This is a genomic window from Parabacteroides sp. (assembly GCF_977054455.1).
Genome location: NZ_CDRTCT010000027.1, coordinates 42,551 through 58,864, shown reverse-complemented (window position 1 = coordinate 58,864; position 16,314 = coordinate 42,551). Strand labels below are relative to the sequence as shown.

General features: G+C 48.6%; 10 protein-coding genes. 8 read left to right on the top strand and 2 right to left on the bottom strand.

Annotated features, from left to right (window positions below; genetic code table 11):
• The first annotated feature begins 63 nt into the window (after window positions 1-63).
• From ACW6QF_RS14190 to ACW6QF_RS14160, 7 genes are all read left to right on the top strand, one after another.
• Entirely contained in the window at window positions 64-4,905 is a 4,842-nt protein-coding gene (locus ACW6QF_RS14190; RefSeq protein WP_456088296.1) for a RecQ family ATP-dependent DNA helicase, read from the top strand.
• A 264-nt stretch (window positions 4,906-5,169) separates the two neighbouring features.
• Window positions 5,170-7,065, top strand: a complete 1,896-nt coding sequence (locus ACW6QF_RS14185) for an amidophosphoribosyltransferase (RefSeq protein ID WP_456088295.1) — start codon at window positions 5,170-5,172, stop codon at window positions 7,063-7,065.
• A 2-nt stretch (window positions 7,066-7,067) separates the two neighbouring features.
• Window positions 7,068-8,237 carry a glutamine-hydrolyzing carbamoyl-phosphate synthase small subunit gene (gene carA / locus ACW6QF_RS14180; RefSeq protein WP_456088294.1) on the top strand — a complete coding sequence of 390 codons (1,170 nt, stop codon included), beginning with the start codon at window positions 7,068-7,070 and terminating at the stop codon, window positions 8,235-8,237.
• Window positions 8,238-8,341: 104 nt separating this feature from the next.
• On the top strand, window positions 8,342-11,581 hold the full coding sequence (carB, locus tag ACW6QF_RS14175) for a carbamoyl-phosphate synthase (glutamine-hydrolyzing) large subunit (RefSeq protein WP_298552904.1): 3,240 nt from the start codon (window positions 8,342-8,344) through the stop codon (window positions 11,579-11,581).
• 72 nt (window positions 11,582-11,653) lie between these two features.
• Window positions 11,654-12,394: a (Fe-S)-binding protein gene (locus ACW6QF_RS14170; RefSeq protein ID WP_298552905.1), complete on the top strand. Its 741-nt coding sequence runs from the start codon at window positions 11,654-11,656 to the stop codon at window positions 12,392-12,394.
• Window positions 12,391-13,758: a lactate utilization protein B gene (locus tag ACW6QF_RS14165; RefSeq protein WP_456088293.1), complete on the top strand. Its 1,368-nt coding sequence runs from the start codon at window positions 12,391-12,393 to the stop codon at window positions 13,756-13,758. The genes ACW6QF_RS14170 and ACW6QF_RS14165 overlap by 4 nt, the downstream gene beginning before the upstream one ends.
• A 40-nt stretch (window positions 13,759-13,798) precedes the next feature.
• Entirely contained in the window at window positions 13,799-14,377 is a 579-nt protein-coding gene (locus tag ACW6QF_RS14160) for a LutC/YkgG family protein (RefSeq protein ID WP_298552907.1), read from the top strand.
• Window positions 14,378-14,469: 92 nt separating this feature from the next.
• Here the strand turns inward: ACW6QF_RS14160 and ACW6QF_RS14155 are convergent, their stop codons facing one another.
• On the bottom strand, window positions 14,470-14,721 hold the full coding sequence (locus tag ACW6QF_RS14155; protein ID WP_298552908.1) for a GlsB/YeaQ/YmgE family stress response membrane protein: 252 nt from the start codon (window positions 14,719-14,721) through the stop codon (window positions 14,470-14,472).
• Window positions 14,722-14,735: 14 nt separating this feature from the next.
• Between ACW6QF_RS14155 and ACW6QF_RS14150 the strand changes: the two genes are divergently transcribed.
• The gene (locus ACW6QF_RS14150) at window positions 14,736-14,993 is read left to right on the top strand and encodes a hypothetical protein (protein ID WP_456088292.1); all 258 of its coding nucleotides are present in this window, start codon (window positions 14,736-14,738) and stop codon (window positions 14,991-14,993) included.
• Window positions 14,994-15,288: 295 nt separating this feature from the next.
• Here the strand turns inward: ACW6QF_RS14150 and gldB are convergent, their stop codons facing one another.
• Window positions 15,289-16,287, bottom strand: coding sequence for a gliding motility lipoprotein GldB (gldB, locus tag ACW6QF_RS14145; RefSeq protein WP_456088291.1), 999 nt, complete (start codon window positions 16,285-16,287; stop codon window positions 15,289-15,291).
• Between the last annotated feature and the right edge of the window lie 27 nt (window positions 16,288-16,314).

Genomic DNA, 16,314 nt, shown 5'->3' with positions numbered 1-16,314 from the left:
AGAAGAGGATATTGCCGGATAAAATAAAAAATGTATTTTTGCCACAAAACAAAAATATAGTCCATGAAAGACATCACCTTTGTTGATTTGGAAGTAACGCTGAACACCTGCCGGGTAGTGGATATCGGAGCTATCCGGTCCGACAGAACTCCTTTTCATGAAAATTCCTTTGAAAATCTGTTGCTTTTTTTGCATCGGGTACCTTATATAGGTGGACATAATATATTAAAACATGATCTTTTATATTTGAAACCTCAGTTTGAGAAAGCAGGCTACCGGCAACCGAAAATAATTGATACGCTCTATTTGTCCTCGTTGCTGTTCCCGGAAAACCAGCATCATCAACTATTGAAGGATGATAAATTGCAGGCCGGCAAACCTAATAACCCGGTAAACGATTCGCTGAAATCGTTGGTGCTGTTCGAGGAAGAACAAAACGCTTTTGAGCGCCTGGACAGTATGCGGAAAATGATCTATTACGGATTATTGCATGATACGGATGAGTTCGGCGGCTTTTTTGATTACATAGATTATGCGCCGGATATTCCGGATGATTTTCCGGGTATTATCCTTAAGCGTTTCGATAAAGAAATATGTATATCTTCTCCCCTTGCTGAACTGATAGCCTCTTATCCGGTGGAATTAGCTTATTGCCTGTCTTTGATAGGTTGTTGGGATCGCCATTCCGCCATTCCGCTCTGGGTATTGCATAATTATCCGAAAGTAGGATGGGTGATGGATCGTTTGCGGGATACACCTTGTGAAAATAATAAATGTGCTTATTGCAAAGGAGCATTCAATAGTAAGGAAGGACTGAAATATTTTTTCAAGTATGATTCGTTCCGTACTTATGAAGGAGAAGATCTGCAGCAAAAAGCGGTGGAGGCTGCGATTAAAGAAGAATCTCTTTTGGCCGTTTTTCCGACAGGCGGAGGAAAATCCATCACCTTCCAGCTTCCGGCTTTGATGAGCGGTAAACGGATAAAAGGACTTACTGTCGTTATCTCTCCCTTGCAATCCCTGATGAAGGACCAGGTGGATAACCTGTGGAAGAATGAAATCATGGATGTTGTTACCATCAACGGGATGTTGGATCCGGTGGAACGTGCCCACGCCATCCAAAGAGTGGAAGAAGGATCGGTTTCCTTGTTGTATATATCGCCGGAGTCGCTTCGTTCGAAAACAATAGAGCGGTTGTTGGTCGGGCGCAAAGTGGTTCGTTTCGTTATTGACGAGGCGCACTGTTTCTCGGCTTGGGGACAGGATTTCCGCGTGGATTATCTATATATAGGCGATTTTATACGTCTGTTACAGGAACAAAAAGGAGGGAAGCAAGCGATACCTGTGTCCTGTTTTACTGCCACTGCCAAGCAGAATGTAATAGAAGATATCAAAGACTATTTTTTCGAAAAGCTGAATATACGCTTTAGAACATTCTGTTCGGGAAGTACCCGTAAAAATCTAAAATACAAGGTTTTCAAGGTAAAAGATGAAGATGAGAAGTATGAACTGCTGCGGAGTATCGTTGAAGAACATGATTGTCCGGCTATCGTTTACGTATCCCGTACTCGTACGGCAGCCAAAGTAGCCATGCGCTTGCAGCTGGACGGTTTTTCGGCCGGCACTTTTCACGGGAAGATGGAGACCCGGATGAAAACATCCAGTCAGAATGATTTCATTGCCAATAAAATCCGGATAATGGTCGCTACTTCTGCTTTTGGGATGGGGGTCGACAAGAAAAATGTCGGTCTGGTGGTCCATTACGAGATCTCGGATTCGTTAGAGAATTATGTGCAGGAGGCTGGCAGAGCCGGACGTGACGAAGCAATCGAGGCGGATTGTTACGTTCTTTTCAACGAAGAGGATCTGGACAAGCACTTCTATCTGCTCAATCAGACCAAACTGCGTATTAAAGAGATACAGCAGGTTTGGAAAGCAATTAAAGAACTTACCGCTTCCAGGATTTCGTTGTCTGCTCTCGAACTTGCCCGCAAAGCCGGTTGGGATGAAAATATCCTGGACGTGGAAACGCGTGTTACCACTGCGATAGCCACGCTTGAAGAAGCCGGTTATATCCGGCGGGGGCAAAACAATCCGTGTGTTTTTGCCGATAGCATCCTTGCGAAAACGGCTCAGGAGGCTATCGATAGGATAATAGCCTCTCCGCGTTTTAACGGCACCCAGGAGGAAGAAGCCATACGCATCATCAAAAAATTGATTTCGACGAGAAGTCGCAAGCATGCCAATGGCGAGATCCCGGAATCCCGTATCGATTATATCTCGGACCATTTGGGAATATCCCGGCAAGAAGTGATGCTGATCATTCGCTTGTTGCGGGAAGAAAATATTCTGGCAGATGCTTGTGACCTGACAGCCTATATAAAAAAAGGTGAAAACAGCAATCGTTCGCTCGAAACAGTCCGTCTTTACAACCGTCTTGATGAATATCTCTTGTCTGTTTTTACCACTGAAGAACAATCTTTCAATCTGAAAGAGCTGCGGGAAGAAGCCGAGATCGAGACGGAAGAAAATATTTCGCCGGATAAGCTAAGCAGGCTCCTCAATTTTTGGTCTGAAAAGAACTGGATCAAACGGATATACCTGGATAATGTGCGGAACCATGTCACGATTGCCCGTACCGGATCGGTCCTCGATCTGGAAGAACTGACGGAAGGGAGGCATCTCTTGTCCGATTTCATCATTCGTTATTTGTTTGAGAAAACAAGACAGTCCGGCGAACAGGAACAGTCCGAAAATGTTTTGGTCGAGTTTTCCGTGCTTGAGTTGAAAGAGGCGTATGAGAAGGATGTCCGGAAACAATTGTTCGGCCATGTCATCCGGATGGAAGATATCGAAGATACCCTTCTGTATCTTTCGCGGATAGGAGCCTTGCAGATCGAAGGCGGCTTCTTGGTTTTATACAACCGGCTGCAGATAGACCGGTTGGTGCTGAATAATAAGATGCAATATAAACAGGATGATTATCATAAACTCGAACTGTTTTATGCCAATAAGATCCAGCAGATCAATATCGTCGGCGAATATGTACGGAAAATGCTTTCCGGCAATGGCGATGCATTGGAGTTTGTTGACGACTATTTCCAGTTGAATTATTTGTCATTCCTCCAAAAATATTTCCCCGGTAAACGGAGGAATGAGATTAACCGGAAAATGACGAATACCAAACTCCAGCGGTTATTGGGGGAATTGTCCGAAACACAGTTGGAGATTGTCAAGGATGACCGTCCCGGCTCTATAGTCGTCATGGCGGGACCCGGAAGCGGAAAGACACGTGTACTTGTTCATAAACTGGCTTACTTGTTGTTGGAGGAAGATGTCAAGCACGAACAGCTCTTGATGCTGACCTTCTCTCGTGCCGCTGCGAGCGAATTCAGACAAAGGTTACAGGAGTTGATAGGGGCTGCCGCGGGTTATGTCGAGATCAAGACTTTCCATTCTTATTGTTTCGACCTGTTGGGGCTGCAAGGTTCTTTGGATAAATCGTCTTCCGTAATTGCCGATGCCGTGGAGAAAATAGACAATGGGGAAGTAGAGATAAACCGCATTACAAAAACGGTTCTGGTGATCGATGAGGCGCAGGATATGACGGAAGACGAGTTTTCGCTGGTGGAGGCGCTTATTCGGAAAAACGAGGATCTGAAGGTGATTGCGGTAGGTGACGACGACCAGAATATTTACAGTTTCCGTCGTTCGGATTCCCGATATATGAGAAAGCTGGTCGATGAATACGGTGCCCGTACGCATGATTTGCTGATCAATTTCCGGAGTAAGAAGCGTTTGGTCGAGTTTGCGAATCGTTTCTTGGAAACTATACCGGGAAGGATGAAGCAGTCACGGATCATTTCCCACGATCAGGATGAAGGTGAGATCCGTATCGTCCAGTACCAATCGCCGAATATGGTTATGCCATTGGTACAGGAAATTTGTGAAACTCCTTTGACCGGAACGACCTGCGTACTGACTCAGACAAACGAGGAAGCGATACAGGTTGCCTGTTTGCTGAAAGAAAAGCGTATGCCTGTCCATTTGATTCAGTCGAATGACGGTTTCCGTCTGTGCGATATGGATGAAATGCGTTTCTTCAACCGGATTTTAGAATTGCAAGAGAGGGTTCATCTGATAGATGAAGCACGTTGGATTGAGGCGAAACAAACTATTAAAAATGAATATTGTGAGGCGGCCTCTTGGGAGATTTGTCGGGGGATCATTCAGAATTTCGAACAGCTTTATCCCCGTAAGTATCGTTCGGATTGGGAAACGTATCTGTTTGAATCAAAGCTGGAAGATTTCTATGCCGTTCGGGGAGAAACTATCATTGTCTCTACGATTCATAAGGCAAAAGGGAAAGAGTTTGACAACGTCTTCCTGCTTTTAAACGATAATAGGAATTTATTGGAGGATAACCAGCCTGTCACGGATGAAAAGAAACGCGAGATTTACGTGGCTCTCACACGTGCCAAAAACCGGTTATCGATCCATTTGAATAGCTATTATCCTGAAATTTTCGGCAATGAGGAAGAGATTGTCCGGTTCGATAAGGATTATTATCCGACGCCGGAACGTTTGCCGTTCTTACTTACGCATCACGATGTATGGTTGGACTTTTTCAAAGATGCAAGGAGACAGGAGTCGATTGGATATCTGAAAAGCGGCATGCCGTTGCGGTTGATGGAGGGCGGTTGTTACGATTCGTCGGATAGGGAAATTGTCCGTTTCTCAAACAGTTTCAAAAACGAGATCGGGAAGTGGCAGGACAAAGGATATGAACCGAAGGAAGCACGCGTTAATTTCGTGGTGCATTGGAAGAAACTGGGAGAAGAAGAGATAAAAGTGCTTTTACCGGAAATAGTGTTGGTGAAGGCCCGCTTGTCCTGTTTGAAATAAAGGCCGGTTTCTTCGGAACAAAACTGCTCCGATAATGATTATAAAGGAAAAGCCCTTTGCTTTCTTACGATCCGTATGAGGGAAAAGGGCTTTTCCTTTTTATTTGATAGGTATGTCGAAAGAATATTGTTTTATAAAATAATTTAACTAAATGGCAGATAAAATGATTATTTCTATTAATGTGTCAAATAAATTTCGTTTGTATGAACATTATGTAATATAATGTAAGTATCTTTGCAGTCGAAATAAACAAGATAGAACCAAATGGAAGTACTTAAACACGAGTGTGGAGTCGCCATGGTCCGGTTACTGAAGCCTTTGGAATATTATCATCAGAAGTATGGAACCTGGATGTATGGGCTCAATAAGCTCTATTTGTTGATGGAAAAGCAGCATAACCGCGGTCAGGAAGGAGCCGGTTTAGCATGCGTCAAGTTGGAAGCCAGCCCCGGCGAAGAATATATGTTTCGGGAAAGAGCATTAGGCACAGGAGCCATCACCGAGATATTCGCAGCCGTTCATGAGCATTACAAGGATTTGCCGCCCGGCAAACTGAACGATCCGCTTTTTGCTAAAACAAACCTTCCCTTTGTAGGAGAGCTTTATATGGGGCACCTGCGTTACAGTACAACCGGTAAGTCCGGTATTTCCTATGTCCATCCTTTTTTACGCCGTAACAACTGGAGAGCCAAGAACCTTGCTCTTTGCGGTAATTTCAATCTTACTAACGTACAGGATATTTTTGAAGAGATAACAGCCATCGGCCAGCATCCGCGTGCCTATGCCGACACTTTCATCATGCTGGAACAGGTGGGGCACCGTCTGGACCGTGAGGTCGAACGCCTGTACCGGAAGTACGAAGCCGAAGGGCTGAAAGGAATGGAGATCACCCATGCGATCGAAGCGAATGTCGACCTGTCGAATGTCCTGAAACGTTGTGCCCCGCAGTGGGACGGCGGTTTCGTGATCTGCGGACTGACCGGGAGCGGCGAGTCTTTCAGCGTGCGCGATCCCTGGGGCATCCGTCCGGCGTTCTATTATGCCGATGACGAGATCGTGATCCTGGCAAGCGAACGCCCGGTGATCCAGACGGCCATGAACGTGCCTGCCGAAGAGGTACATGAACTGAAAAGGGGAGAGGCACTGATCATCAACAAGCAAGGTGACTGGCATACGTCGCAGATCGTAGAGCCGAAGGAGAATAAGGCCTGCTCGTTCGAGCGCATTTACTTCTCACGTGGAAGCGACCGGGATATTTACCGCGAACGGAAACGGTTGGGGGAAAATCTGGTGCCTGCCATCCTGAAAGCTGTGGACAATGACTTGAACCATACGGTCTTTTCCTTTATCCCGAATACGGCGGAGGTCGCCTACTTCGGATTGCAGGAGGGCATGAACGAATATTTGAACAAGAAGAAAAAGGAATGGATCGCCGATCGTAGCCACCTGCTTCAGGAGGAAGAGCTGGAACAAATCTTGTCCATGCGTGTCAGGTGCGAAAAAGTGGCGATCAAGGATATAAAATTGCGTACCTTTATTGCCGAGGGAAACAGCCGTAACGACTTGGCTGCCCATGTGTACGACATCACGTACGGAAGCATCGTGCCTTTCGAGGATAACCTGGTCGTGATCGACGATAGTATCGTGCGCGGTACGACACTCCGGCAGAGCATTATCGGTATCCTGGACCGCCTGAACCCGAAGAAGATCGTGGTGGTCAGCTCGTCTCCCCAGGTGCGTTATCCGGATTATTACGGCATCGATATGTCCCGCATGAGCGAGTTTATCGCCTTCAAGGCTGCCGTGGCGCTTTTAGTGGACAGGGGGATGGAATCCGTCCTGCTCGATGCTTATAAGAAAGCCAAGCGGCAGCAGGCCGTGCCGTGCGATACGATCGTGAACTATGTGAAGGAGATTTATACGCCTTTCACCGACGAGGAAATCTCGGCCAAGATGGTTGAACTGCTTACCCCCGCCGGGACACGTGCGAAGGTGGAGATCGTCTACCAGACACTCGAAGGACTGCATGCCGCTTGTCCCGATCATCCGGGCGACTGGTACTTTTCCGGCGATTATCCGACACCGGGCGGCGCACGAATGGTGAACGAAGCGCTTATCCACTTTGTGGAAATTGAATATGGAAAATTGAAAATTAAATAAGAATGACAAGAAAAACTGCAACATTGGTCTTAGACGACGGGAGCATGTTTCACGGCTTCTCTTTTGGTTTCGACAAGGCGGTGGCCGGCGAGGTGGTGTTCAATACCGCTATGACCGGTTATCCCGAAAGCCTTACCGATCCTTCGTATGCCGGGCAGCTGATGGTTCTGACTTATCCGCTGGTCGGAAACTACGGGGTGCCTCCTTTCTCTATCGAAGAGAATGGCTTGCCAACCTACATGGAGAGTGAGAAAATTCATGCAGAGGCGATTATAGTGAGTGATTATAGCGAAGAATATAGCCACTGGAATGCTGTCGAAAGCCTTGGCGACTGGCTGAAGCGTGAGATGATCCCCGGAATCACCGGTATCGATACCCGTGCGTTGACGAAGAAGATACGGGAGCACGGGGTGATGATGGGACGCATCGTTATCGGCGGTGCCGGTGAAACTGACAATGGACAATTGACAATTGACAATGAAGAAGGGATGCCGGATTATGGCAGCATCAATTATGTAGACCGTGTTTCTTGTAAAGACATCATTGTTTATCAGCCTGACGGTACGAGCCGGACCTACCCCTTGTCTGAAGTCGATAATTGCCAATTATCAATTGCCAATAGTCAATTGAAGCGTGTCGTGCTTCTCGATTGCGGGGTGAAAGCTAATATCATCCGTAACCTCTTGAAACGGAATGTGGCGGTGATCCGTGTTCCCTGGAACTATGATTTCAATCATCTGGAATATGACGGGCTTTTCCTTTCGAACGGTCCCGGCGATCCCGATACTTGCGATGCTGCTGTACGGAACATTCGCGAGGCTCTTGCAGGAGACAAACCGATCTGTGGCATTTGCATGGGAAACCAGTTGCTTGCAAAGGCCGGAGGCGCTTCGATCTATAAGCTGAAATACGGTCACCGCAGCCATAACCAGCCGGTGCGCATGGTGGGGACGGAGAAGTGCTTTATCACTTCCCAGAATCACGGCTATGCGGTGGATAATGATACGTTGGGGGCTGACTGGGAACCGCTCTTTGTCAATATGAACGACGGGACGAACGAAGGAATCCGGCATAAGACGAAGCCTTTCTTCTCTTCTCAGTTCCATCCTGAAGCATGCAGCGGACCGACTGATACGGAGTTTATCTTCGATAAGTTTGTAGAGCTGCTCTAAGTTCTTCTGCCCGGTGCTTTTCTCCGGGCGTAAGGAGAGCTGGCCTTCGGGCATACCCGGAGACACCCTGCCAAAATATGTTAACGAATAAAAGAATCCGAAAAATGAAAGAAGATATAAAGAAAGTCCTGATACTCGGAAGCGGCGCCCTCAAGATCGGCGAAGCGGGCGAATTCGACTATTCAGGCAGCCAGGCACTGAAAGCCATCAAGGAGGAGGGAATCCGGACAGTGCTTATCAATCCGAACATCGCTACGGTACAGACTTCGGAAGGAGTGGCGGATACCGTTTATTTCCTCCCTGTTACCCCCTTCTTCGTCGAAAAGGTAATTGCCAAGGAACGTCCGGATGGCATCCTGCTTGCTTTCGGCGGTCAGACGGCGTTGAACTGCGGTGTGGCGCTTTACCAGAGCGGCGTGCTGGAAAAATATAACGTCCGTGTGCTTGGTACTCCGGTACAGGCGATCATGGATACGGAGGATCGTGAACTCTTCGTCCGCAAACTTGATGAGATCGGTGTGAAGACGATCAGGAGCGAAGCGGTGGAGAATGCCGAAGATGCCCGCCGGGCTGCTGCCGGGCTGGGCTATCCGGTGATTGTCCGTGCTGCTTATGCATTGGGCGGTCTTGGTTCCGGCTTCTGCGACAATGAAGAGGAACTGAACGTGTTGGTTGAGAAAGCCTTTTCTTTCTCTCCCCAGGTGTTGGTGGAAAAGAGTTTGAAGGGGTGGAAAGAGGTGGAATATGAAGTGGTGCGCGACCGTTTCGACAATTGCATCACGGTCTGTAATATGGAGAACTTCGACCCGTTAGGCATCCATACCGGTGAGAGCATCGTCATCGCCCCATCGCAGACGCTGACCAACAGCGAATATCATAAACTGCGCGAACTGGCTATCCGGATCATCCGCCATATCGGTATCGTGGGCGAATGTAACGTGCAGTATGCTTTCGATCCTGAAAGCGAAGACTACCGTGTGATCGAGGTGAACGCCCGTCTTTCCCGTTCTTCCGCGCTGGCCTCCAAGGCAACCGGCTATCCGCTGGCTTTCGTCGCTGCCAAGCTGGGGCTGGGCTACGGTCTTTTCGACTTGAAAAATTCGGTGACGAAGACGACAAGCGCTTTCTTCGAACCGGCTCTCGACTATGTGGTGTGCAAGATTCCGCGTTGGGACTTAGGCAAGTTTCACGGTGTGGCGCGTGAACTGGGTTCGAGCATGAAATCCGTCGGCGAAGTGATGGCGATCGGCCGTACCTTCGAAGAGGCGATCCAGAAAGGCCTGCGTATGATCGGGCAGGGCATGCACGGCTTCGTGGAAAATAAGGAGTTGGTGATCCCTGACATCGACAAGGCGCTCCATGAACCGACCGATACCCGTATCTTCGTTATATCCAAAGCGTTCCGTGCCGGATATACCGTCGATCAGATACACGATTTGACGAAGATCGACCGTTGGTTCCTGCAAAAACTCTACGGGATCATGCAGACTTCGCAGGAGTTACACAATCAATTAAATCCGCTTTTATCCGCCCAATCCGCGTCATCCGCGTTCCTTGCTCTTCTAAAGCGTGCGAAGGTACAGGGGTTCTCTGATTTTCAGATTGCCCGTGCCCTCGGCTTCGAAGACGATATAGAAAAAGGCATGATGCAGGTCCGCCAGTTCCGTAAGGAGCACGGTATCGTCCCGGTCGTGAAGCAGATCGATACGTTGGCTGCCGAATATCCGGCGCAGACGAATTACCTGTACCTGACCTATAGCGGTACGGAAAATGATGTGCAGTATTTAGGCGACCACCGCTCCATCGTCGTGCTGGGTTCCGGTGCTTACCGGATCGGCAGCTCGGTTGAGTTCGACTGGTGCGGTGTGCAGGCGTTGGAAACGATCCGCAAGGAGGGCTGGCGTTCGGTGATGATCAACTACAATCCCGAAACGGTTTCGACCGACTATGATATGTGCGACCGCCTCTACTTCGACGAACTGACGTTCGAGCGGGTTATGGATATCCTCGAACTGGAAAATCCGCACGGCGTGATTGTCTCGACAGGCGGTCAGATCCCGAACAACCTGGCGATGCGTCTGGACGAGCAGCATGTCAATATCTTAGGTACGTCCGCCAAGAGCATCGACAACGCCGAGGACCGCGAGAAGTTCTCCGCCATGCTGGACCGCATCGGGGTGGATCAGCCGCGCTGGAAAGAGCTTTCGTCGATGGACGATATCAATGCGTTTGTGGCCGAGGTCGGTTTCCCGGTCTTAGTCCGTCCGAGCTATGTGCTGAGCGGCGCCGCCATGAACGTCTGCTCCAACCAAGAGGAACTCGAACGCTTCCTGCAACTGGCGGCCAACGTGTCGAAGAAACATCCGGTCGTTGTCAGCCAGTTCATCGAACATGCCAAGGAAGTGGAAATGGATGCGGTTGCCGATAAGGGCGAGATCGTCATGTATGCCATCTCCGAACATATCGAGTTTGCCGGTGTGCATTCCGGCGATGCGACCATTCAGTTCCCGGCACAGAAACTCTATGTCGAAACGGTACGTCGCATCAAGCGTATCAGTAAGCAGATCGCAAAAGAGTTGAATATCTCCGGCCCGTTCAACATCCAATATCTGGCGAAAGGCAACGAAATCAAGGTGATCGAATGTAACCTTCGCGCGAGTCGTTCCTTCCCGTTCGTCAGCAAAGTATTGAAGATAAACTTTATCGAACTGGCTACCCGTATCATGTTGGGCTTGCCTGTCGAAAAACCGAATAAGAATGAGTTCGACCTGGATTATGTAGGTATCAAAGCCTCCCAGTTCTCCTTCAACCGTTTGCAGAAAGCCGATCCCGTCTTGGGAGTCGATATGGCTTCGACGGGTGAGGTCGGCTGTATCGGTGACGATGTTTCCGAGGCGGTCCTGAAGAGCATGCTCTCTGTCGGTCTCCGCATCCCGGAAAAGAATATTCTGCTCTCGACGGGTACGCCAAAACAGAAAGTGGCCATGCTGGATGCCGCCAAGATGCTGGCTTCGAAAGGCTACAACCTCTTTGCCACAGGCGGGACGCATCGTTTTCTTGAAGAGAACGGTATCCCCAGCACGCAGGTTTACTGGCCGAGCGAGGAAGGCAAGGAACCGCAAGCACTCACCATGCTCCATGAAAGGAAAATCGACATGGTTGTGAATATTCCGCGCGACCTTTCCGCCGGTGAGCTGGATAATGGCTACAAGATCCGCCGTGCCGCCATTGACCTGAACATTCCGCTCATCACGAATGCCCGTCTGGCAAGCGCCTTTATCGAAGCGTTCTGTACCCTGGGCATGGACGATATTCAGATACGGAGTTGGCAAGAGTATAAGTGATCCGTTACTTTTGGATCAAGCCAAAAGTAACCAAAATAATTATTACATTTGTGGTAATTAAAATAAACCAATATGAAGATAGGATTATTTATCCCCTGCTATATCAATGCGGTATATCCGGAAGTTGGTGTTGCTTCCTATAAATTATTGAAAAGTCTCGGCTTGGATGTGGATTATCCGTTAGACCAGACGTGTTGCGGCCAGCCGATGGCAAATGCCGGGTTCGAGCATGAATCGGCGGGATTGGCGTTGCGGATGGAAGAACTGTTCCGTCCGTACGATTATGTGGTTGGTCCTTCCGCCAGTTGCGTCGCTTTCGTGAAAGAGAATCATCCCGGCATTCTGGAAAAGGCCGGGCATGCGTGTATGAACAGCAAGAAGATTTATGATATCTGCGAGTTCCTGCACGATATAGTGAAGGTCAAGGAACTGAAAGCCGAATTTCCCCACAAGGTGAGCATCCACAATAGCTGTCACGGCGTGCGCGAATTGCACCTCTCTTCGCCGAGCGAACGGAATATCCCGTATTACTCCAAGTTGCGCGATCTCCTTTCCTTGGTGAAAGGCATCGAGATATTCGAACCGAAACGTATCGACGAGTGTTGCGGTTTCGGTGGCATGTTTGCGGTTGAGGAACCCGAAGTGTCCGTTTGCATGGGACAAGATAAGGTGAAGGATCACATGAGTACGGGAGCCGAGTACATCACCGGTGCCGACAGTTCCTGCCTGATGCATATGGAAGGCGTGATCAGGCGTGATAACCTTCCGATCAAAACGATTCATATTGTTGAAATATTAGCTTCCGGATTATGAGCACGAAACATTCAAAAGCAGCTGCCCGCTTCATCGAGAACCGTAAGCAGGAAGCCTGGCACGACGAAACTCTCTGGATGGTGCGTGCCAAACGGGATAAAATGAGTCATTCGCTTCCCGAATGGGAACGTTTGCGCGAACTGGCCAGTGATATCAAACTCTATTCGAACAGTCATCTGGATACCCTTTTGGAGGAGTTCGAGAAGAATGCCACAACCAACGGGGCGATCGTCCATTGGGCGAAAGATGCGGCGGAACATAATGCGATCGTCGATGAAATCCTGCAACAGCACAAGGCGCATACGCTGATAAAGAGCAAATCCATGTTGACTGAGGAGTGCGGCATGAACGATTACCTGTTTGGAAAAGGCTACGATATAATCGAGAGCGATCTTGGTGAACGTATCCTCCAATGGATGAAACTTCATCCCAGCCATATCGTGATGCCCGCTATCCACATCAAACGCCAGGAGGTAGGCGAGATGATGGAGCGCGTGTTAGGTACGGAAAAAGGAAACTCCGACCCGACCTATCTGACGCATGCCGTCCGTAAGAATATGCGTGAAAAGTTCCTGACAGCCGATGTCGCCATGACGGGAGCTAACTTTGCAGTCGCTTCGACCGGCGAGATAGTAGTCTGCACCAACGAAGGAAATGCCGATATGGGAACCTCTTTCCCGAATGTCCACATCGCGACGTTCGGCATGGAGAAGATCGTGCCGGACCGGGAGTCGCTTGGTATCTTTACACGCTTGTTGGCACGCTCCGGCACGGGGCAGCCGATTACTTCCTATACTTCTCACTATTGTAAACCGAAAGAAGGGGGTGAGTTCCATATCATCATAGTCGATAACGGGCGGAGCGATATCCTGGCACGTCCCGATCATATCCGTACGCTGAACTGCATCCGTTGCGGCGAGTGTATGAATACCTGTCCGGTCTATCGCCGTAGCGGCGGTTATTCCTATACCTATTTTATACCCGGCCCGATCGGGATCAATTTAGGGATGCTGAAAGATCCGGTGAAGTATTCGGACAATGTTTCCGCCTGCTCGCTATGCCTCTCTTGCTCCAATGTCTGTCCGGTCAAGATCGACCTCGGCGAACAGATCTACCGCTGGCGCCAGGACTTGGATAAGATCGGAAAAGCGAGTACGGAAAAAAAGATCATGTCCGGCGGCATGAAGTTCCTGATGGAACGTCCGAATCTGTTCAATACGGCTTTGAAGTTTGCTCCGATAGTCAATAAGATGCCTCGTTTTATGATCTACAACTCTCTGAATGCATGGGGCAAGGGCCGTGAACTGCCAGCCTTTGCCAAGCAGTCGTTCAACGAAATGTGGAAAAGTAACAAGATAAAATAATATAGGGGCGAGGTAGGCTTGCCCTTAAAATAATACGACAATGAGTAGCAAAAACGATATATTATCCGCTATACGCCGTCATACCGGCAAGCGTTATGAGATGCCGGAACTGGCGCTGGATGCCATCACCTATGAAGATAAAGTCGCCCGGTTCGCCGAATCCCTGAATGCTGCCGGAGGAAAAGCGGTCCTGATGCAACCCGGTGACGATATCAACGATATTATCCGCCGGCATTTTCCCGATGCGACCCGTATCGCCTCCAATCTCCCCGGCATTGCCTGTGCCACCTTCAACCCGGATGACCTCGACGATCCCCGCGAGTTGGACAATACCGACCTTGCCGTCGTGGAAGGCCATTTCGGTGTAGCCGAGAACGGCGCTGTCTGGATTACCCGTCAGGTGAAACATAAGGCATTGTATTTCATCTCCAACAGTTTGGTCATGCTGATAGACCGAAGTTCGATCGTGAACAACATGCACGAGGCCTATAAACGGACGGAAAACATGACATACGATTTCGGCGCTTTCATCTCAGGTCCGTCCAAAACTGCCGATATCGAACAGGCGCTTGTGTTGGGTGCGCATGGCCCGGTCGGGGTGCTGGTGGTGTTGAAATAGGGATCTGTTCCCTATAAATAGCAGAAAAGAACAGGGCAACGCAAATCTCGCCGATTGAACGGATTTGCGTTGCCCTATATGTCCTGTTGTTACTAATCTACATTTCGTTTATTAAACAACGAAGCGATCCATAACACCAGAATGGCTCCGACCGTAGCCGTAATCAGGCTGCCGATAATACCGGAAGCCGCAATTCCGAGTAATCCGAATACCCAGCCGCCCAATACGCCGCCGACTATCCCCAAAATCAGATTGATTATTACTCCGAAGCCACCGCCCCGCATGATTTTACCGGCAAGAAAGCCGGCTACTATACCTATGATAATATACCATAAAAACCCCATAGCTTTTAAATTTTATGTTATTATATATAACCGTTCATGGAGGCATGAAGTTTATTACAATAATGAATTCCTGTTTCAAAACGTCGGCGTTTTTTGCAGGTGATACTTCGATAGAGAACTTTGCTTCCCTGAATGACGACTGGAATGTGGAGGAACGTTGCCTTTCGGCACTTGCCTGCTGGGATTTGGATTATCTGCTATTTTCCCGGCCGGTGCATTCGTTGAGTGGAGAGGAAAAGACAAAGGTGTTCCTTTTCGGCATTGTCTTATGATCGGAAATAATGCACCGGATGTATTTATTTTAGACGAACCGGCGAACAATCCGGACATTCGAAGTGTTGAAATAATAACAGCGGCTATAAAGAGTTATAGAGGAACGGTGTTGTCGATCTCGCACGATCATTATTTGTGAAAGAAATAAAAATAAACCGCTCCGTTAAACTTTTTGATTCCGATCCTGTTATTAAGATATAGTGTTTTTCATGGTATTAGAATTAAGTTAGATTAGGTTATCCGTCCAGTTCGCGAGAATAGGACGGTTTTCTTTTTTATATTCCTCCGTAGGCTTTAGGGCTTGTATTTCGATTCGGTCAGGATGGCCTGGCTATCGTTGTTTTGCATCAGGGCTTCCGGAGTCGAATTCGTTTCCCGCATATATTTGTCGATAATCTGCCAGCCGAGCCAACTGCCGAGATTTCCGGGAGCATCGCTTGACAGGAATGTGCCGGGGACATTATCGAAATATTTACCTGTCGTCATCTGGTCGGGCGTATAAAGATGCTTGCGCTCTATGATAGCCTTCCACAGGTTGGATTCATTCTCCTTGCACCAGTTATAGGAAGTTTCCGTGTAGCCCATGAGTATTTCAGGCTTTAATTCGGGAAATGCCTGATGAATCAGATATTTTATTTTGCCTTCATAGATCATCCGGTCGAGCAGTACGTTTTCTTTTCCTTCAAACGGATACTCGGACATCAGCCAACCGGCAAGGTAATCGGGGACGATGTGTTCAGGCGTCATTGACCGGCGCTGGAAATCATAGAAGAAATCCTGGTACAAGGGATATCCCTCGCCTAAATATTTATCAATCGAGATGGACAACAGGCTGTCGCCGACCAGTACATTCTGGTTGAAGCCGGAAACGTGCATATAGACGGCCGGGATCTGCATCGAAGGAAAGCAGGTCTTCAGCCATGCGAAACCGTTGCCGAGCGCTTGCTCGATCCGGGATACATCGTCATATTGACGGACAGCATCGGCGTATAACCCCTTCAAAGTCGGTTCGGAATAATAGTTGACCAATTTGTCGAAGAAACCGGGCATTGCCGGAGACTTCATGTTCAGGATGCCTTTTCCCAATACGTCGAGCATTTGCGGGTATTCTCGGACAAGCACGGCTTGTAGGGCAGAGTCGTTCGTGTCGACCAGCTTCAAAAGCTCCTTGTCGAAACGGTTGATCTTGACCGGAGCGGCCGAAGTGACAGCCGCCGGGATATGGGAATTCTGTCCGTTACAACTGAAGAGGTAAAATGACAGAGAGAATATCAGCAATAATTTCGTTTTCATAGAAATTTCATTATAAATTATACGGGC

Bases quoted from the DNA above. Each gene is read 5' to 3' on its own strand.
- carB (WP_298552904.1), top strand. From the start codon at position 8,342: ATGAAAGAAGATATAAAGAAAGTCCTGATACTCGGAAGCGGCGCCCTC.
- ACW6QF_RS14155 (WP_298552908.1), bottom strand. From the start codon at position 14,721: ATGGGGTTTTTATGGTATATTATCATAGGTATAGTAGCCGGCTTTCTT.
- ACW6QF_RS14190 (WP_456088296.1), top strand. From the start codon at position 64: ATGAAAGACATCACCTTTGTTGATTTGGAAGTAACGCTGAACACCTGC.
- ACW6QF_RS14160 (WP_298552907.1), top strand. From the start codon at position 13,799: ATGAGTAGCAAAAACGATATATTATCCGCTATACGCCGTCATACCGGC.
- ACW6QF_RS14165 (WP_456088293.1), top strand. From the start codon at position 12,391: ATGAGCACGAAACATTCAAAAGCAGCTGCCCGCTTCATCGAGAACCGT.
- ACW6QF_RS14150 (WP_456088292.1), top strand. From the start codon at position 14,736: ATGTTATTATATATAACCGTTCATGGAGGCATGAAGTTTATTACAATA.
- gldB (WP_456088291.1), bottom strand. From the start codon at position 16,287: ATGAAAACGAAATTATTGCTGATATTCTCTCTGTCATTTTACCTCTTC.
- ACW6QF_RS14185 (WP_456088295.1), top strand. From the start codon at position 5,170: ATGGAAGTACTTAAACACGAGTGTGGAGTCGCCATGGTCCGGTTACTG.
- carA (WP_456088294.1), top strand. From the start codon at position 7,068: ATGACAAGAAAAACTGCAACATTGGTCTTAGACGACGGGAGCATGTTT.
- ACW6QF_RS14170 (WP_298552905.1), top strand. From the start codon at position 11,654: ATGAAGATAGGATTATTTATCCCCTGCTATATCAATGCGGTATATCCG.